This is a genomic window from Streptomyces sp. NPDC001492, assembly GCF_053597275.1.
The window spans coordinates 155,753-174,354 of the sequence record NZ_JBSFHW010000011.1 but is presented as its reverse complement, the minus strand read 5'-3'; the positions used below and the strand labels follow the sequence as shown (position 1 = coordinate 174,354).

At 71.2% G+C, this 18,602-nt stretch carries 15 protein-coding genes; 11 read left to right on the top strand and 4 right to left on the bottom strand.

From position 1 onward, the window contains the following. Window positions 1–79 precede the first annotated feature (79 nt). From ACWC1K_RS16915 to ACWC1K_RS16905, 3 genes are read left to right on the top strand one after another with little or no spacing between them, the layout of a single operon-like run. On the top strand, window positions 80–886 hold the full coding sequence (locus ACWC1K_RS16915; protein WP_450832070.1) for an HlyD family efflux transporter periplasmic adaptor subunit: 807 nt from the start codon (window positions 80–82) through the stop codon (window positions 884–886). Further along, window positions 883–3,105: an NHLP family bacteriocin export ABC transporter peptidase/permease/ATPase subunit gene (locus ACWC1K_RS16910; RefSeq protein WP_450832068.1), complete on the top strand. Its 2,223-nt coding sequence runs from the start codon at window positions 883–885 to the stop codon at window positions 3,103–3,105. The genes ACWC1K_RS16915 and ACWC1K_RS16910 overlap by 4 nt, the downstream gene beginning before the upstream one ends. A gap of 1 nt (window position 3,106) precedes the next feature. Further along, window positions 3,107–5,929 (top strand): NHLP bacteriocin export ABC transporter permease/ATPase subunit, encoded by a 2,823-nt coding sequence (locus ACWC1K_RS16905; RefSeq protein ID WP_450832066.1) that lies wholly within the window; start codon window positions 3,107–3,109, stop codon window positions 5,927–5,929. 4 nt (window positions 5,930–5,933) lie between these two features. Here the strand turns inward: ACWC1K_RS16905 and ACWC1K_RS16900 are convergent, their stop codons facing one another. Then, window positions 5,934–6,461: an SRPBCC family protein gene (locus ACWC1K_RS16900; protein ID WP_450832064.1), complete on the bottom strand. Its 528-nt coding sequence runs from the start codon at window positions 6,459–6,461 to the stop codon at window positions 5,934–5,936. A gap of 212 nt (window positions 6,462–6,673) precedes the next feature. Between ACWC1K_RS16900 and ACWC1K_RS16895 the strand changes: the two genes are divergently transcribed. From ACWC1K_RS16895 to ACWC1K_RS16880, 4 genes are all read left to right on the top strand, one after another. Then, window positions 6,674–8,176 carry an MFS transporter gene (locus ACWC1K_RS16895; RefSeq protein WP_450832063.1) on the top strand — a complete coding sequence of 501 codons (1,503 nt, stop codon included), beginning with the start codon at window positions 6,674–6,676 and terminating at the stop codon, window positions 8,174–8,176. 98 nt (window positions 8,177–8,274) lie between these two features. Then, the gene (locus ACWC1K_RS16890; RefSeq protein ID WP_450832062.1) at window positions 8,275–8,769 is read left to right on the top strand and encodes a methyltransferase family protein; all 495 of its coding nucleotides are present in this window, start codon (window positions 8,275–8,277) and stop codon (window positions 8,767–8,769) included. Between the two features lie 39 nt (window positions 8,770–8,808). Next, window positions 8,809–9,816 carry a Ppx/GppA phosphatase family protein gene (locus tag ACWC1K_RS16885; protein ID WP_450832060.1) on the top strand — a complete coding sequence of 336 codons (1,008 nt, stop codon included), beginning with the start codon at window positions 8,809–8,811 and terminating at the stop codon, window positions 9,814–9,816. A 163-nt stretch (window positions 9,817–9,979) separates the two neighbouring features. Continuing rightward, a complete protein-coding gene (locus ACWC1K_RS16880) occupies window positions 9,980–10,357 on the top strand; it encodes an STAS domain-containing protein (protein ID WP_450832058.1) in 378 nt (125 codons plus the stop codon). 139 nt (window positions 10,358–10,496) lie between these two features. Here the strand turns inward: ACWC1K_RS16880 and ACWC1K_RS16875 are convergent, their stop codons facing one another. After that, complete coding sequence (locus ACWC1K_RS16875) at window positions 10,497–10,931, bottom strand: protease inhibitor (RefSeq protein WP_450832057.1); 435 nt, start codon at window positions 10,929–10,931, stop codon at window positions 10,497–10,499. A 324-nt stretch (window positions 10,932–11,255) separates the two neighbouring features. Between ACWC1K_RS16875 and ACWC1K_RS16870 the strand changes: the two genes are divergently transcribed. From ACWC1K_RS16870 to ACWC1K_RS16855, 4 genes are all read left to right on the top strand, one after another. After that, window positions 11,256–11,828, top strand: a complete 573-nt coding sequence (locus ACWC1K_RS16870) for a hypothetical protein (protein ID WP_450832056.1) — start codon at window positions 11,256–11,258, stop codon at window positions 11,826–11,828. A gap of 195 nt (window positions 11,829–12,023) precedes the next feature. Continuing rightward, the gene (locus tag ACWC1K_RS16865) at window positions 12,024–13,619 is read left to right on the top strand and encodes a purine-cytosine permease family protein (protein ID WP_450832054.1); all 1,596 of its coding nucleotides are present in this window, start codon (window positions 12,024–12,026) and stop codon (window positions 13,617–13,619) included. A gap of 103 nt (window positions 13,620–13,722) precedes the next feature. Further along, window positions 13,723–14,892, top strand: coding sequence for a lactate 2-monooxygenase (locus ACWC1K_RS16860; protein ID WP_450832159.1), 1,170 nt, complete (start codon window positions 13,723–13,725; stop codon window positions 14,890–14,892). Next, entirely contained in the window at window positions 14,889–15,866 is a 978-nt protein-coding gene (locus ACWC1K_RS16855; protein ID WP_450832052.1) for a 2-hydroxyacid dehydrogenase, read from the top strand. Before ACWC1K_RS16860 ends, ACWC1K_RS16855 begins: the two co-directional genes overlap by 4 nt. 314 nt (window positions 15,867–16,180) lie before the next feature. On the opposite strand, the gene ACWC1K_RS16850 is transcribed toward ACWC1K_RS16855, so the two are convergent. Continuing rightward, the gene (locus ACWC1K_RS16850; protein ID WP_450832050.1) at window positions 16,181–17,779 is read right to left on the bottom strand and encodes an RICIN domain-containing protein; all 1,599 of its coding nucleotides are present in this window, start codon (window positions 17,777–17,779) and stop codon (window positions 16,181–16,183) included. A 445-nt stretch (window positions 17,780–18,224) separates the two neighbouring features. Next, window positions 18,225–18,602: a toxin Doc gene (locus ACWC1K_RS16845; RefSeq protein ID WP_351476992.1), complete on the bottom strand. Its 378-nt coding sequence runs from the start codon at window positions 18,600–18,602 to the stop codon at window positions 18,225–18,227.

Below are 18,602 nucleotides of genomic sequence, written 5' to 3'. Positions count from 1 at the left end.
GTAAAAGCCTCACACAGGCTCTTGAACCAGCCGGCTCCCACGAGCCGGTCCTCTCTCGTTTTCAGGTGAGGGAAATTCCGTGCAGTTCCGCCAGCAGGCCCTCGCCAAGCTCCAGTCGCCGGAGGAGCTCGATCTTCCGGTGCGTTTCGCCCGCCCTCAGGGCTGGCTCGTCCTGTCGGTGACGGTGGTCGCGATGGCGGCCGCCTCCGTGTGGGCGGTGACCGGCACGGTCACGTCCACGGTCGGCGCGCCCGCCATCCTCACGCACGGTGAGGGCAGCTACATCCTGCAGAGCCCGGTCGCGGGCCAGGTCACGGCGGTGCTCGCCCAGCAGGGCGAGCGGTTGCCGGCCGACTCCCCGGTCCTGAAGGTGCGTACGGCCCAGGGCGACAGCGTCGTGCGCACCGTCGCCGCGGGCCGGATCACCGGGCTCGCCGCGACGATCGGGCAGATCATCCAGACCGGCGCGAACGTCGCCGCCGTGGAGAAGGTCGCGCACGCCGCCGATCCGCTGTACGCCACGGTGTACGTTCCCGCCGAGAACGCGGCCTCCATTCCCGCGCACGCCGCCGTGGACCTGACCGTCTCGTCGGTGCCGACCCAGACGTACGGCGTGCTGCGCGGCCATGTGAAGTCGGTGGACCGCTCGGCGCAGTCGGCCCAGCAGATCGCCGCGTTCCTCGGGGACAGCCAGCTGGGCGAGCAGTTCACCAAGAAGGGCCGCCCGGTGGCCGTACTGGTCAGGCTCGACAAGTCGTCGGGCACCAAGAGCGGCTACAGGTGGTCGTCCGCGGACGGCCCGCCCTTCGCCCTCACCTCCATGACCCTGGCCTCGGCCTCGATCCGGCTGGCCGATCAGCGTCCCGTCGATTGGCTGCTGCCGTGAGCACCGCAGAACAGACGCGGAGCAGGCGCCGTGCCGCTCCGCCCAAGCGCCCCGTTCCCAAGGGCAGGGCGAAGACCGTCCGCACGCCGACGGTGCTGCAGATGGAGGCCGTGGAGTGCGGCGCCGCCTCCCTCGCGATGGTGCTCGGCCACTACGGCAAGCACGTCCCGCTGGAGGAACTGCGCATCGCCTGCGGTGTCTCCCGCGACGGCTCGCGCGCCAGCAACCTGCTCAAGGCGGCCCGCAGCTACGGTCTGACGGCCAAGGGCATGCAGATGGACACGGCCGCCCTCGCCGAGGTGAAGACACCGGCCGTCCTGTTCTGGGAGTTCAACCACTACGTCGTCTACGACGGCATGGGGCGCCGCTTCGGCCGCCGCGGGGTCTACATCAACGACCCCGGCAAGGGCCGCCGTTTCGTGCCGATGGAGGACTTCGACGGCAGCTTCACCGGCGTCGTCCTGGTCATGGAGCCCGGCGAGGGCTTCAGCAAGGGCGGCCGCAAGCCGGGCATCCTGGGCGCGATGCCGGCCCGGCTGCGCGGCACCGCGGGCACCATGCCCGCCGCGGTGCTGGCGAGCCTGCTGCTGGTCGCGGTCGGAGCGGCGGTGCCCGCACTCAGCCGGACGTACATCGACGAGTTCCTGATCGGCGGAAAGACCTCGCTGCTGGGTGTGCTGTTCGCGTCGATGGGCGCGTCCGTGCTGCTCACGGTGGTGCTGACGTGGTTGCAGCAGGCGAATCTGCTGCGCGGCCGCATCATCTCCTCCACCCTCTCCAGCGCCCGCTTCCTCAGGCATCTGCTGCGGCTGCCGGTGACGTTCTTCGCGCAGCGCAGCCCGGCCGACCTGGTGCAGCGGCTGCAGTCCAACGACCAGGTGGCCGAGACCCTGGCCCGCGACCTCGCGGCGGCGGGCGTGGACGCGGTGGTCGTGGTGCTCTACGCCGTCCTGCTCTACACCTACGACCCGCAGCTGACGTTTCTCGGCATCGGTGTGGCCCTGCTGAACATCGTCGCCATGCGGGTCGTGATCCGGCTGCGCGCCACCCGGACGGCGAAGCTGCGGGCCGACAGCGCCCGGCTCACCAACACCGCCTACACGGGCTTGCAGCTGATCGAGACGATGAAGGCGACCGGCGGTGAGGACGGCTACTTCCGCAAGTGGGCCGGTCAGCACGCCACCACCCTGGAGGAGCAGCAGCGTCTCGGGGTGCCGAGCGCCTGGCTCGGGGTGGTCGCGCCGACGCTGGCCTCCCTGAACAGCGCGCTGATCCTGTGGATCGGCGGTATGCGCGCGGTCGAGGGCGGTATCTCGGTCGGACTGCTGGTCGCCTTCCAGGCCCTGGTCACCCGCTTCACCGCGCCGATCACCCGGCTGAACGGCGTCGCGGGCCGCATCCAGGACTTCGCCGCCGACGTGGCCCGCCTCAAGGACGTCGAGAACTTCCAGGCCGACCCGCTCTACGGCCGCCCCGGCGCCGGCGACTCCACGCGCCGTCTGCACGGCCACGTCGAGCTGCAGAACATCACCTTCGGCTACAACCCGCTCGACAAGCCCCTGCTCACCGGCTTCGACCTGACCGTCGGCCCCGGCCAGCAGGTGGCGCTGGTCGGCGGCTCGGGAAGCGGCAAGTCCACGGTCTCCCGTCTGATCTCGGGCCTGTACACCCCCTGGGAGGGCGTGATCCGCATCGACGGACAGCGCCTGGACGACATCCCGCGCGGCGCGCTCGCCGCCTCGGTCTCCTTCGTCGACCAGGAGGTCTTCCTCTTCGAGGGCACGGTCCGCGACAACGTGGCGCTGTGGGACCCGTCGATCCCGGACGACGCGGTCGTCGACGCGCTGCGCGACGCGGCGCTCTACGACGTCGTGACGCGCCGCCCCGGCGGCATCCACAGCAAGGTCGAGCAGGACGGCCGCAACTTCTCCGGCGGGCAGCGGCAGCGCCTGGAGATCGCCCGGGCGCTGGTGCGCCGCCCCAGCATCCTGGTCCTCGACGAGGTCACCAGCGCCCTGGACGCGGAGACCGAGCAGGTGGTGATGGACAACCTGCGCAGGCGCGGCTGCGCCTGCGTGGTGATCGCGCACCGGCTCAGCACCGTGCGTGACAGCGACGAGATCGTCGTACTGCAGCACGGCACGATCGTGGAACGCGGACGGCACGAGGACCTGGTGACGCGCGGCGGCGCGTACGCGGCGCTGGTCAGGGAGCGATGAGATGACGACCGCACACCACCAGGGCGACCTGGTTCTCGGTGCCCTCGGCTCCATGGGCAGCTACGTCGACTGCTCGGGGCTGACCCGGCTCGACCTGGAGGGTCCGCAGGTGCTGTGGCTGGTCGCGGCCGGCAGCCTCGACCTCTTCGCGGTGGACGCCGTGCAGCAGGGCCACTGGCACCACCTCGGCCGGCTGGAGGCGGGCTCGCTGATCCTGGGCCCGGTCCCCGGCCCCCAGCACACCCTGGTCGCCCGCCCCCTGCGCGACTGCGTGGTGCACCGCATCGGGCTGCGCGAGCTGTACCAGACGGCCGAGACCCAGACCTGGTCCTACGACGAGTACGGCAACGCCCAGTACGTGCCACCGACGACCAGCCCGCTCGAATACGCCCTCGCCCTCGGCGTCGGCCGCAGCCTGTCCGTCCTCTTCCAGGCACCGATGGCGACCGAGGGGTCGGCCGCCGAAGTGACCGACGACGACGTGTTCTGGATGCAGGTGCCGCCCGGCAGCGTCCAGTACGGCTCGCTCTACGGCGCCGAGGCCGCCGCCGACCTGCTGATGGACCCCGCTGTCTGGCAGAGCATGGTCGACCAGCAGTACCGCCTGCTGACCACGCTGGACCGCTGGATCGAGCAGCTGGAGCGCACCCACGAGACGCGTACGGCGGCCGGCATCAAGGCGGGCGAGGCGGTCCGCGCCCAGGCCGACCGCACCCTGCTGGCCTCCATCGGCAAGACGTCCGGCAAGCGCACCACGGCCGCCGACGCGGACGCCTCGTACGCGGCCTGCAAGCTGGTCGCCGAGGCGGCCGGGATCACGCTTGCCGAACCCGCGCAGAGCGGCACCGAGAGCGAGCGCCTGGATCCGGTGGAGCTGGTCGCGATCGCGTCCCGCGTGCGCACCCGGGCGGTACGCCTGGACGGCCGCTGGTGGCGGGACAACATCGGCCCGCTGGTGGGCCACCGGGCCCTGTCGGGGGCTCCGGTCGCGCTGCTGTGGCGGCGCGGCGGCTATGTCGCCGTGCATCCGGCGAGCGGACGTGAGACGCCGATCGAGAAGGACAACGCGGAGGAGTTCGAGCCGCGCGCGGTGATGTTCTACCGGCCGCTGCCCGAACGGACGCTGAGCCCCCTGCGGCTGCTGCGGTTCAGCATGCGCGGCACCGGCGGCGACCTGACCAACCTGCTGCTGAGCGGTCTGGTGACGGTGGTGATCGGCGCACTGGTGCCCGTCGCGACGGGCAAGGTGCTGGGCGAGTTCGTCCCGAAGGCGCAGACGGGCCTGATCGCGCAGGTGTGTCTGGCCGTGATGCTCACCAGCATCGTGGCGGCGGCCTTCATGCTGCTGGAGAACCTCACCATTCTCCGTCTGGAGGGCCGGATCGAGGCCACGCTTCAGCCGGCCGTGTGGGACCGGCTGCTCAGGCTCCCGACGAAGTTCTTCACCGAGCGTTCGACCGGCGAGCTGGCCAGCGCGGCCATGGGCATCAGCTCGATCCGCCGCATGATGGCCGGGCTCGGGCCCGTGATCGCCCAGTCGGTGACCGTGGGCGCGATGAACCTGGGGCTGCTGTTCTGGTACAGCCCGTCCATGGCGCTGGCGGCGATCGGCATGCTCGTCGTCATCGCGGCCGTGTTCCTCGGCCTCGGTCTGTGGCAGGTGCGCTGGCAGCGGAAACTCGTCGTGCTCAGCAACAAGCTGAACAACCAGGCCTTCCAGACCCTGCGCGGTCTGCCGAAGCTGCGGGTGGCGGCAGCCGAGAACTACGCCTACGCGGCCTGGGCCTCGGAGTTCGCGCACAGCCGTGAACTGCAGCAGAAGGTCGGCCGCATCAAGAACCTCACCACGGTGATGGGCGCGGTCTATCTGCCACTGTGCACCCTGCTGATGTTCATGCTGCTGGCAGGCCCGGCACGTGGGGTGATGTCGGCGGCCGCGTTCTTGACCTTCAACACCTCGGTGACGATGGTGCTGACCTCCGTCACCCAGCTGACCAGCGCGTTCGTCTCGACGGTGGCCGCGCTGCCGCTGTTCGAGGAGATCAAGCCGGTGCTGGAGGCAACGCCGGAGGTGCGCACGGCGAGCACCCGGCCGGGCCCGCTGTCCGGCGCGATCGAGGCCCGGCGGCTGTCCTTCCGTTACACGGACGACGGTCCGCTGGTCCTGGACGACGTGTCGTTCGAGATACGCCCGGGTGAGTTCGTGGCGATCGTCGGCCCCAGCGGCTGCGGAAAGTCGACCCTGCTCAGGCTGCTGATCGGCTTCGACAAGCCGGTCTCGGGCAGTGTCCTGTACGACGGTCAGGACCTGGGTGCGCTCGACCAGTCGGCGGTGCGCCGGCAGTGCGGTGTGGTGCTGCAGCATGCGCAGCCGTTCACCGGTTCCATCCTGGACGTCATCTGCGGCACCGAGCCCTACACGCCGGACGAGGCGATGGCGGCGGCCGAGATGGCGGGGCTCGCCGAGGACATCAAGCGGATGCCGATGGGGCTGCACACGATCGTGCAGGGCAGCGGCGCCGTCTCCGGCGGCCAGCGCCAGCGCCTGATGATCGCGCAGGCGTTGATCCGCCGACCGCGGATCCTCTTCTTCGACGAGGCCACCAGCGCCCTCGACAACGAGACGCAGCGCACGGTGATCGAGTCGACCAAGGCGCTCAACGCCACCCGCGTCGTCATCGCACATCGACTGTCCACGGTCCTGGACGCGGACCGTGTGATCGTGATGGAGGACGGCAAGGTCGCCCAGCAGGGCCCGCCCGCGCAGCTGCTCGCGGACACGGGCGGGCGGCTGCACGAGCTGGTGCGCCGGCAGATGGCGTGAGAGGTCAGTCGAGGCCGGGCACAGGTGCCCCGGAGGGCACGCCGGCCTCGACGTACCCCTCGTAGAAGTCCTTCCAGGGGGCGCCCGCTCCGGCGTGCGGCCCCTCGGCCCGCTCACCCTGTGCGTGTGCGTCGAGGGCGGCCAGGCACACCTCCCAGCCGGCGCCGTTGCGGGCGGCGGTGTCGGCGGACTGCAGGACGTTGGTGAGGGTGAAGCGGGTGCGCTTGTCCTCCAGCGCCTCCAGGTCGAAGCGCAGCTCGTCGCCACCCCACTCGAACCACAGGCGACGCGGCTCGTCGAGGGCGAGCACCCGGCCCGTGGACTCGGGCATGTTCGGATCGCCGCTGAAGTTGATCGTGCCGCCGGGGCGAGGGTCGATCTCGGCGCGCGAGGGGAACCAGTGGGCGAGTTCCCCGGCGTCGGTCACGAACTGCCAGACACGCTCGACGGGATGGTCGTAGGTACGGCTGAAGCGGACGGCCGGGCGGCCGTCGTCCAGGATCAGATAGGTGCCGGTGAGTTCAGCGGCCATGGTGGATCAGTCCTTCGGGGCGGGTTGCTCGTGATCGTCCGGTGCCGTCGTCGGGCTCGGCGATCGGGGTCGGGGTCGGGGTCGGGTCGAGTGCATGAGACGGAGGCCACACCTAGCGAAACGTTGCCGTTTCGCTAGGAGGGGTCTAGTCTCCAGATGTACGAAACAGTTTCGTTCTAGACCTCTGAACGACTTCCCTGGAGTGGTTCCCCATGTCTCAGAAGACCCTCACCGACGGCGCCCCCAGAAAGGCAGTCGAGGCCGAGGCCGCCGCTTCGTCGAAGCGATGGTGGATCCTCGCGGTCGTCGCGGTCGCGCAGCTGATGGTGGTGCTGGACGCCACCATCGTGAACATCGCCCTGCCCTCGGCCCAGGCCGACCTCGGCTTCTCCGACGGCAACCGGCAGTGGATCGTCACCGCGTACGCGCTGTCGTTCGCCTCCCTGCTGCTGCTCGGCGGCCGTATCGCCGATCTCTTCGGCCGCAAGACCGCCTTCCTCATAGGTGTCGTCGGCTTCGCCGCCGTCTCCGCGCTCGGCGGTGCCGCGAACGGCTTCGGCATGCTGGTCACCGCGCGGGCCCTGCAGGGCGCCTTCGGCGCACTGCTCGCGCCGGCCGCGCTGTCCCTCCTCAACACGACCTTCACGGACGCCCGGGAGCGTGCCAGGGCGTTCAGCGTCTACGGCGCCATCGCCGGTGCCGGCGGTGCGGTGGGCCTGCTGCTCGGCGGTGTCCTGACCGACGCGTTCGACTGGCGCTGGACGCTGTATGTGAACGTCGCGATCGCCGTCGTCGCCTTCGTGGGCGGCTGGCTGCTGCTGACCAACCACCGGGACGCGGAGAACTCCAAGCTGGACGTGCCGGGCACGCTGCTGGTCGCCGCCGGACTGTTCTCCCTGGTCTACGGCTTCTCCAACGCCGAGACGCACGACTGGGGTTCGGGTCTGACCTGGGGCTTCCTGATCGCGGGCGGCGTGCTGCTGGCGGCCTTCGCCTGGTGGCAGACCAAGGCCGCACACCCGCTGCTGCCGCTGCGCATCCTGCTGGACCGCAACCGGGCCGCGTCGTTCCTCGCGGTGCTGATCTCCGGCGGCGGCATGTTCGGCGTCTTCCTCTTCCTCACGTACTACCTGCAGCTGAACCTGGGCTTCAGCCCGACGAAGACCGGTGTGGCGTTCCTGCCGATGGTCGGTGCGCTGATGGTGGCGGCGCAGCTGGGCACCACGGCCCTGGTGCCGCGGATCGGGCCGAAGGTCGTCGTCCCGCTGGGCTTCGCGATCGCCGCGGTCGGCATGGCCTGGCTGACCGGGATCGGCGTCGGCTCCAGCTACGTCAGCGCGGTGCTGCCGCAGCTGATCGTGACCGGCGCGGGCCTCGGCCTGGTGATGCCGGCGGCCATGCAGCTGGCCACCGGCGGGGTGGCCGCCGAGGACGCGGGTGTCGCCTCGGCCACGGTCAACGCCATGCAGCAGGTGGGCGGTTCGATCGGTACGGCCCTGCTGAACACCCTGGCCGCGAGCGCCGCGACCGACTACCTGGCGGGCAAGGACGCGACCAGCAAGCTGGTGCAGGCCCAGGCGACGATCGAGAGCTACACCACCGCCTTCTGGTGGTCGGCGGGCCTGTTCGCCGCCGGCGCCGTGATCGCCTTCGTGCTCTTCCGCCGCGGGGTGCCGGAGCAGGACGCGAACGCCGCACCGGTCGTCCACATGTGATCGGTCCGAACTGAGCCGTACCGGCTCGAGCCGCACGGGTCCGAGGGGCCGCCGTCCGCAGGGAGACGGTGGCCCCTCTTCGCTGCCATGGTGGCCGTATGCGCAAAACGGCGGCGGCACTCGGGACCGTGCTCTTCCTGTTCCTCGCGCCCGGCACCGTGGTCGTCCTGCTGCCGTGGTGGCTGACCGGCTGGCGGGCGGGCGACTGGTGGCCGCCTGTGCGCGTGCTCGGCCTGCTCCCGCTGGCCGCGGGGGCGGTCGTCCTGCTGTCGGCCTACGTCCGCTTCGTGGTCGAGGGGCTGGGCACGCCGGCGCCGGTCGCGCCGCCCGGGCACCTGGTGGTGGGTGGCCTGTACCGGTACGTGCGCAATCCGATGTACGTCGCGGTGGTCGCGGCGATCGGCGGTCAGGGCCTGCTGTTCGCCCGGCCGGTGCTGTTCGGTTACGGGGCCTGCGCGGGAGGGGCGATGTGGGCGTTCGCGACGTGGTACGAGCAGCCCGCGCTGACCCGCCGGTTCGGCGCCGAATACACCCGCTACCGGCGTGCGGTGCCGGGCTGGTGGCCTCGAACGACCCCCTGGCGCGGCGAGTGACGGGCGTTGAACCGACCGTAATTGGGTACCCACCGGCTCATGCGAATCAGCGTGGTGGATGTGGGATCGAACACGGTCAGACTGGTCCTGGCGGACGCCGAGGGCGGGGTGCCACTGCCGGTCCACACCGCCAAGTGGCGCCTGAGGCTGTCCGAACACGTCAGGCCGGGGAGCAGCATTCCCGAGGAGGACATCGACCGGATCGCCGGAGCGGTCGCCGACGCGAGCCGGACCGCGGCCCGGTGGGGCGCCACCGCACCGCTTGCCTTCGCAACCGCCGTGGTGCGTGCCGCTCCCAACCGCCGGGAGGTGCTGCGCACCGTCCGGTCCCGGACCGGGGTCGGCTTGTGCACGCTGCCCGGCGAGGTGGAGGCCGAGCTGACCTTCCTCGGGGCGCGGCGCTGGATGGGCTGGCGGTCGGGGCCCCTGGCACTGCTGGACATCGGCGGCGGTTCACTCGAAGTGGCCTTCGGGCGCGGCCGGTTGCCCGACTTCGTGGCCTCACTGCCGCTGGGCGCGGGACGGCTGACCCATGAGTTCCTCCAGGGGCAGGATCCGCCGCCGCAGGAGCAGCTGCGGGCGCTGCGCCGGAAGATCCGGCACCAGCTGCGGGACGTCGCCGCGCGCATCCGGTGGGAGGGCCCGCGCACGGCGGTGGCCACCTCGCGCACCTTCCAGCAGCTGGGGCGGCTGTGCGGGGCGCCGCCCGGGCGCCACGGACCGTTCATGGAACGGCAGTTGAAGCGCTCGGACCTAGGTATCGCCGTCGACCGGCTGGCCGCGCTGCCGGCCGCCGAACGCGCCCGGCTCCCCGGCATCTCCGCGCCGCGCGCCGAGCAGAGCCTGGCCGGCGCGGTGATCGCCCACACCTCGATGAAGCTGACCGGACTCAGAGTGGTCACGATCTGCCCCTGGGCGATCCGTGAGGGCGTCCTGCTGCGCCAGATCGAGGACGGCACATCCTGGTGGGCGAAGATCAACAGTCTCGACGAGGCGTCCCCGTCCCTCGATTCGGTGCCCCTGCGCATCGCGGCCCCGACCCCCTGAAGCAAGCCCCTTTAGTCGTTGCGTGCGCAAAATGTCAAGCACATCCACCGCAATTCACCAGGTCGAGTGAGGCGGATCTTGCGCTCGGCGTGTCGGGGATGCTCCCCCGCCGGTCGGGGTAACTACCAAGACCGAATACGCCTTTTGCCCAGGTGGAGCGGACATGACGCCGCATGCCGACGACCGCACTTCCGAACCACCCGCGCCGAACCCGCATGCCCGCACCCGGGCGGGCATGTGGTTCACCGTGGTCATGGTCGCGGGTGAGATCGATCTGGCGACCGCGGAGTTCCTCCGGGAACACCTGGACGCGGCGACCGCGCGGCCGGTCCCGGATGTGCTGGTCGACCTGCGGGAGGTCGAGTTCTTCGACTGCTCGGGCCTGCGGGTGCTGTGCCGGGCCGAGGCGCGGGCCCGGGAGCGCGGCGGCCGGCTGCGCATCGTCTCCGATGCGCCCGCCATCCACCGACTGCTGAGCGGTGCGGGACTGCTGGGACGTTTTCCGCCCCTCCCCGCGATCCCCGGGGAGGGGCGGAACTGATGCCAGGAGTCGGCGGGCGGCCCCACTCCGCCCGGCCGACCCCTGGTGCGAGATCGACGGGTACCCCGCGACAAGGGACTCGCACTCCCCACTGGCGGGCCTCTTCAGGTGTGCGCGAGGACTCCGCGATCCCGGTCTCTCAGAACGCGAAGACGCTGGTCCCGTAGGAGTTCTTCACGCACTCGTTGCCAAAGGTCCGTTCGTAGGAGACGCGCTTGCCCTGCCAGACGCCGTCGACCGTGACGACGACCGGGTCGTACTGCTTGGTGCACATCGCTTCGCCCCTCGCCGTCAGGGCGTCGAAGTCACCCGCGGCACCGCGCAGTTCGGCGCAGGCGAGCGCCGGGGCGGGGTGGGTGCCGGAGGCCGTGGGGGCGCAGCTCAGGGTGACGGCGCGCATCGGGGTCGCGACGGCCGCGCTGTCGCCGTGGCCGATGGTGAGCACCAGGGCCGAGGGGGCGTAGAGCGAGGCAGGGGCGGCGGCCGGCGTGGCGATCGCGGCCCCGGTCAGGGGTCCGCAGACGGCGGTGGCCGTGAGGGCGAGGGTGGCTGCCCAGCGCGCGGTGTTCCGCATTGTGTGCATCCTTCCGCAGGATTCGGGGGTGGGCCGGCCCGTTTCGGGTTGGTGTCGGACCGGCGAGCGCGAGTCTGCCGAGTCCGCCGCGGAAACACACCTCGACCCCATGTGTTTCAGTAACCTTGCGTGTTGAATCAGTGGCGCGAAGTCACGGAATCCGATCGCCTGAACCCCGAAACTGAGCGGTTCTTGATCGCCCGAAGCAGCCAAGTGGCTGATTTCCCACGCTTCGTTAATAGGCCTGAAACATTCCGGTTGAGCTGTCGGCGGACTCCCCGGCGTCCCCTTGCGTTCATGGCCGCGTCGAGTAATCGTCATTACATGATTACGACAGAGCAACGAGAGAAGCTGCGCGGCTGGTTCGCGGGCCGTCTGCCCGAGGACCTCTTCGAAGGGCTCGCCGAGCTCACGGTCGACCGCGAGGAGATCACCGTGATCGGCCGCATCCCCGCGCCCCGGCTCGCCGAGGGCACTTCGGAGGCCGAACGGGAGGCCGCCGTCCAGGGCAGGATCCAGGAGTTCCGGGAGCGCACCCGGGAGGCACGCATGGAGGTGGCCCGCGAGGCCGAGCACCGCTTCCGCCGGAAGGTCTCCTGGGGCGTGGAGTGCGGCGGCGAGCGCGCCCTGTTCACCCACGTGGCCGCGCCCGTGATGACCCGGCTGCGCCAGCCGGAGCGCCAGGTCCTCGACACGCTGATCGCCGGCGGGGTCGCCCGCAGCCGCAGTGACGCCCTCGCCTGGTGTGTGCGCCTGGTGCAGCGGCACACCGACGACTGGCTCGCCGAGCTGCGTGAGTCCCTCGAACACGTGCAGCGGGTGCGGGCACAGGGCCCGGACGCGGAACCGCAGGACGCCGCCACGGACCTTTCGACGGACACACCCACCGACGACTGATGGAGGATTCGTACACTCGCCACGCGAAAGATGGATGAACCGTCCGCTGGTGAAGGGTTTGCGTCCCGCCCTACGGTCGGCACACCGTCGAGAGAACGGCCGCCACGCCCGCCGCACACCCCAAGCGGCGCCGACCGGCCGTCCGCCCCGCCGCGCCACAACGCGCTCCACCGTCCCGCCCCCGCTGGAGCCACCTTGTCCTCGCAGTCGTCCGACTCCCCCAGCACGCCGCCGTCCCTCACCGAGGTCGAGGCCCACGGCGTCGAGCGCATCCCCGACGCGGACCGCACCGCGACCCCGCTCGACCTGTTCCGGCTCGCCTTCGGCGGCGCCAACACCTTCTCCACCTGCGTCCTTGGCGCCTTCCCGATCCTTTTCGGCCTCTCCTTCCGGCAGGGCCTCGCGGCCACCCTTCTCGGCGTCCTCGCGGGCGCGCTGATCCTGTGCCCGATGGCGGTGTTCGGCCCGGTCAACGGCACCAACAACGCCGTCTCCTCCTCCGCGCACCTGGGCGTGCACGGCCGCGTGGTCGGCTCGTTCCTGTCGCTGCTGACCGCGATCGCGTTCTTCTCGATCTCGGTGTGGAGCTCCGGGGACGCCCTGGTCGGCGGTGCGCACCGGCTCTTCGGACTGGAGCGCGGCACCCTCTCGTACGTCGTCGCGTACGCGCTGTTCGCCGGCCTGGTCCTCGCGGTGTGCGTGTACGGCTTCCGGTTCATGCTGTTCGTCAACAAGGTCGCGGTGGCCTCGGCGACCGTGCTGTTCCTGCTCGGCGCGATCGCCTTCGCCGGTGACTTCGACCCGTCGTACGCGGGTGTCTTCACCGCCTCGGCGGACGCGGCGACCAAATCCCTGTTCTGGCCGTCGTTCATCGGCGCGGCGCTGATCGTGCTGTCCAACCCGGTGTCGTTCGGGGCGTTCCTCGGCGACTGGTCGCGCTACATCCCGGCGAGCACCCCGCGCCGCCGGGTCATCGGTGCCGCGTTCCTGTCGCAGCTCGCGACCCTGCTGCCGTTCGTCTTCGGTCTGGCGACCGCGAGCATCATCGCCGCCAAGGCCCCGAAGTACGTCGACCCGGCCGCCCCCGACTTCGTGGGCGGGCTGCTCGCCATCTCGCCGGCCTGGTACTTCCTGCCGGTGTGTCTGCTGGCCCTGATCGGCGGCATGTCGACGGGGACGACCTCGCTCTACGGCACCGGGCTCGACTTCTCCTCCGTGTTCCCGCGGCTGTCGCGGGTGCAGGCGACGGTGCTCGTCGGCGTGCTGTCGATCGCGTTCATCTTCATCGGCCGGTTCGGACTCGACCTCGTCCAGTCCATCTCCACCTTCGCCACGATGATCATCACGTGCACCACTCCGTGGATGGTCGTCATGATGCTGGGCTTCTACACCCGGCGCGGCTGGTACGACCCGGAGGCCCTCCAGGTCTTCAACCGCCGTCAGCGCGGCGGCCGTTACTGGTTCGCGCACGGCTGGAACTGGCGGGGCATGACCGCGTGGTGGGTGTCCGCGCTGATCGGCGTGCTGTTCACGAACATCCCCGGCCAGTTCGTGGGCCCGCTGGGCGACCTCGCGAACGGCATCGACATCAGCCTGCCGCTGTCGCTGGTGGTGGCCGCCGTGCTGTATCTGGCCCTGCTGCGGATCTTCCCCGAGCCCCGTGCCGTGTACGGCCCCGAGGGGGCGCGGCTGGCCCGCACCGTCGAGGTCGCGGTGCCGCCGGTCACGGGGCCGGGAGCGGGTGTCCAGGAGGGGACCTCGTCGGGCCCTTCCGCCACGCTGCGGGCGTGACTCGGTTCGTACCCCGGGTCCACCCCGGTGGACGGACCTGCGCCTACTCGCCAGTATCGTCGGGATGCAACGCGTTCTCAGCGACGAGGGGCGGGACGTATCCATGGCCAAGCACTGGGCGGACTTCCAGTACGAGATCTATCTGGGCGGGATGTCGGGCGCCGTACCGAGGCTGCCCACCGATCTGACCCGGCTGGAGGAGCTCACCGAGCAGCGGCTCGGCCCCGGGCCCGTCGGCTATGTCGCCGGCAGCGCGGGCGACGGCAGCACGGCCCGCGCGAACCGGGCGGCGCTCGCGCGGCGCCGGATCGTGCCGCGGATGCTGCGGGACGTGCACGAGCGGGATCTGTCCGTCGAGGTGCTGGGCCGCGCGCTGCCCGCCCCGCTGGCCCTGGCGCCGGTCGGCGTGCTGTCGATCATGCACCCGGAGGCCGAGTGCGCGGCCGCCCGGGCCGCCGCCGCGCAGGGTGTGCCGTACACCCTGTCCTCGGCGTCCAGTACGCCGATGGAGCAGGTCGCGGAGGCGATGGGCGACGCGGAGCGCTGGTTCCAGCTGTACTGGGCCAAGGACCGTGAGGTGACGCGGAGCTTCCTCTACCGGGCGAAGGCGGCCGGGTTCACGGCACTGATCGTCACCCTCGACACACCGCTGCTGGCCTGGCGGCCCCGCGACCTCGACCAGGCCTATCTGCCCTTCCTGCACGGCGTCGGCACCGCGAACTACTTCTCCGACCCTGCCTTCCAGGCGGGTCTCGCCAAGCCGGTGCACGAGGATCCGAACGCGGCCGTGCTGCACTTCGTCGGCATGTTCGCGGACCCCGGCAAGACCTGGCCGGACCTGGCGTTCCTGCGGGAGAACTGGGACGGCCCGATCGTCCTCAAGGGCATCCTGCACCCGGACGACGCCCGGCTGGCCGCCGACGCCGGGATGGACGGCGTGGTCGTCTCCAATCACGGCGGCCGCCAGGTGGCCGGCTCCGTCGCGGCCGCCGATGCGCTGCCCCGGGTGGCCGAGGCGGTCGGCGACCGGCTGACGGTCCTGTTCGACAGCGGTGTCCGCACCGGCGACGACGTCTTCAAGGCGCTGGCGCTCGGCGCGCGGGCGGTGCTGCTGGGGCGGCCGTACGTGTACGGGCTCGGTCTCGACGGTCAGCCGGGTGTCGAGCATGTGATCCGCTGCCTGCTCGCCGAGTTCGACCTCACGCTCGCCCTGTCCGGACACGCCACGCCCGCCACGATCAGCTCCGCCGACCTCATCGAGGACTCCGTATGACAGCCCCGAGGAACATTCTCGCCGTCGTCGCACCGCACGTCGGGGGCCGCGCCGCCGGCGCCGGACTCGCCACGCTCTTTCCCGGCGAGGCGAACGTCACCGTCGTCGAGGCGACCGACGAGGACCCGGCCGCCCTCCGCGCCGCGCACGTGATCATCACGGCGCTCTCCCCCGTGACCGCCGAACACCTCGCCGCCGCACGGGACTTGAAGCTGGTGCAGTGCGCGAGCCACGGCTTCGACTACGTCGACGTGGACGCCGCCCGCGCCCGTGACGTCCTCGTGTGCAACATAGGCTCCAGCGGCGCCGAGTCGCAGAACGTGGCCGAGCAGACCTTCGCCCTCATGCTGGCGCTCGCCAAGCAGCTGATCCCCGCACACACGGCGCTCGTCGAGGCGGACTGGGCACTGCCCCGCCTCCAGCGCTCCCTCACCGAACTGTGCGGCAAGACGCTCGGCATCGTCGGACTCGGCGGCATCGGGCAGGAAGTCGCCCGCCGTGCGGTCGCGTTCGACATGAACATCGTCTACGCCGGCCGTCGCCGACTGCCCGAGGAGACGGAGTCCCGGCTGGGCGGGGCCCGCCATGTCCCGCTCGACGAACTGCTGCGCACGGCCGACTACGTCTCCCTGCACGCGCCGCTCACCGACGAGACCCGGCACCTGCTCGACGCCGAGCGACTCGCGCTCCTCAAACCGACGGCGTTCGTGATCAACACGGCGCGGGGCGCCCTCATCGACCAGGACGCCCTCGCGGCCGCGCTGGAGAAGGGCGCCCTGGCCGGGGCGGGCATCGACGTCTTCGACCCCGAACCGCCCACCCCGGCCCTGCGCCTGCTCAAGTCGCCGAACGTGGTGCTCTCACCGCACGTCGGCGGGGTGACCCGCGAAACCCTGATCCGCATCGCCCTGGCCGCCGCGCAGAACGTCGCCGACTTCCTGGCGGGAGGACAACCGCGGGACGTCGTGAGCTAGGCCCTGTCGTTTGGATCAGGTCGGCCGTAGGGAACTGCGCCTTGCAGCCGCCCCGAGCGGGGTCATGGGGGTCCCCACGCTCGAGCGAAGCCGAGAGTGGGGGAGAGTGACGACAACGCCGCTGGGGGTCCCCCCACGCCCTTAAGGCAGTGGGGGAGGGCGTGCCAGACCCCGCGACGCTGAGCTGATCCAAACGACGGGGCCTAGGCGTCACCCGTCAAGGGGCGCGGGGCCGTGTCGACATGCGGCTCCGCCGCAGGGGCGCGACAAACCACGACGCACCCGCAGCCACGGATCTCCTGACCCCCGAGCTGTCAGGCGCTCGACTCCTCCGGCCCAGCCGCAGGTACCCCCGGTCCCGTGATCGACAGCGACCCCGGAGTCGCCGTCGCCGTCGGATCGGCCAGCCAACGTTGCGCCGGTGAGCCGTCGCGGGCCTTGGCGACGATGTCCGCGCCCGGCTCCTCAGCCGTTGCGGCGAGGGCGAGCCGCTCGTCCCAGCGGGGCAGCAACTCCCCCTGCACGGTGAGGTCGTAGCGCACGTCCGCGCCCCGCTTGTCCTTCTCGGCGGCGCACTTGCCGAGGACGGCCACGCCGGCGTCCACGTGCGAGTCCAGGCACAGGGCGGGGTCGGCCGCGCTGCGCAGCAGACCGTCCTTGTCGAACGACCACTGCTGGGTGCCGGCGTCCGAGCACGCGGCGAGGCCGGTCCCGGCGCCTGCCTTCACCTTGCCCGTGATGTCGAGACAGAGGTCGGCGCCCGCGTTGCGCAGTCTCGACTGCCCGGGAACCGTGGGGAGTTGGGCCGACCCGGGCGAGGACCGGGAGCCGACGCCCGGCGCGGTGCCGCCGCCCGCGCTGGTGGAGGCGGCCGGGGCGACGCCGTCGTCGTGCGACCACAGGCCAGCCGCGAACAGACTGGCGATCAGTCCGGCGGAGACGACACCCACGCCGGTCAGCAGCGCCCGTGAGTTCCGCGGCGCGCCCGGCTGCCGGCGTCCGGGCAGCGGGATGCGGGGCAGGATGCGTGAGCGTCCTCCGCCGTGCCGCGCGGAGCCGCTCGCGCGCGTTTCCTGTCGCGTACGGCCGGGCCGGGAGTCGAGGTAGCGCCGGGCGCCCCAGCCCAGCACCGCCTCGGCGAGGAGCACCCCCAACCCGCCCTCGAAATGGCTCAGTTGTTCGGCGGCGGAACGGCAGTAACGGCACTCCGCAAGATGCTGCTGGACATCCGGCAGCAGGGTTCCGCCCCGGCGAATCGGAACGTCGAGGAGACGGTTGTAGAACCGGCAATCCTTGCTCGGCGCGAGTTCCCGATGGGCATGTACACAACCCTCGCGGAATTTTTCACGCGCTTGTTCGAGTGCCGCCGACGCGGTGTCGGTATCCATGCCGAGCAGAGCGGCGGGAACGGTTATGGACTCCGCTTCGACCTCGGTGTGCCAGAGCAAGCACCGGGAGAGTCCGGGAAGGGCCTGGAATGACCGCTCGGCGAGCCTGCGGTTTTCGGGCGTCATGGACTTCGCCGTACGTATACCGCGGCCGCCGGAGGGTTTCTGCAGCTCCGGCAGAACACTGGATATCCGGTCCTCGGCGGACCACAGGCGGACCGTATCGCGTACGGCCACCAGCATCCGCGGGCGCAGCGCGAGCGCGGCCTCGCCCAGCGCCAGCCGGTCCAGGACCTGGTGGAAGGCGGACGCCGTCACCATGGAGGCGAGGTCGGCCGGGGAGGTCAGGCAGATGGCCGCGTAGTCGCGGGCGGGCTGCCAGTGCCGCGCCATCAGCAGCGCGACGGATTGGGCGACCTCGCCCTCGGGGCGGCCTCTGAGCCGGGTGGCGAGGTTCTCGTCGGATTCTCCGGGAGCCCTGCCGGGTGGCGGATAAGGGGGACGAGGTGGGTGGGGGGTGGGCACTGAGCGGATTCCTTCCCACACGCATGGGCACACAGGAGGGCGTGAATTCAGGTATGTCCGTCCGGCCCGGTTTTCCGATTGGCCGATCGACACCCGGCCATTACACCCCCCGCACGGGTAGTTCACCCTTGCACAACACACTCATGGCCAACAAGGCACTTGGGCAACATCCGACCCTCTGAAGGTCGGTCAGAAACGGCGACAACTCACCTCACCGGCATGAGCTTTCGTCATTCCAAGCGCCCCGTGTGAAACAGGCGCACGCGCCGGAGCGACGCGCACGCTCCCGGCGCGCACCACCCCGTAGTGCACTGGGTAGCGGCCCTTCTCGGAGGCCCTGCGCAGGACGGCGGCTCTCCTGCGCCGCACGGGCCGCCGGCCTTGTTCCTCCCGCCCTCGGTCGGCGGCCCCGGGGGCGGGTCGTCCAGACCTCGGCCGGCGGCTCTCAGATCTGCCAGGAGCGCAGCCGGTCGGCCGCGCCGTAGATGTCGGCCTTGCCGGAGATCAGATCGCGGGCGAGGTCGACGAGGGCGCCGTAGGGCGGGTCGATACCGACGTCGCTGACGAACATGTACGCCACCGCTGTCGCGCAGGCGAAGCGGGCGTTGGCCGAGGGCAGCGGCTTGAGCAGGGCGAGGGTGTGCAGCAGAGCGGCGGCCCGCCAGGCCGGGTCGGAGTCCACGCCGAGGCGCGGCGGGTCCACGCGGTGGCGGGCGACGGCGGCGACCAGCGCCGAGAAGTCGTTGATGGTGGGCTGGTCCGGCAGGACCTCTTCGTGTCGCTGGAGCAGCCAGGGCACGTCGATGTGGATGACGGGTGCCAT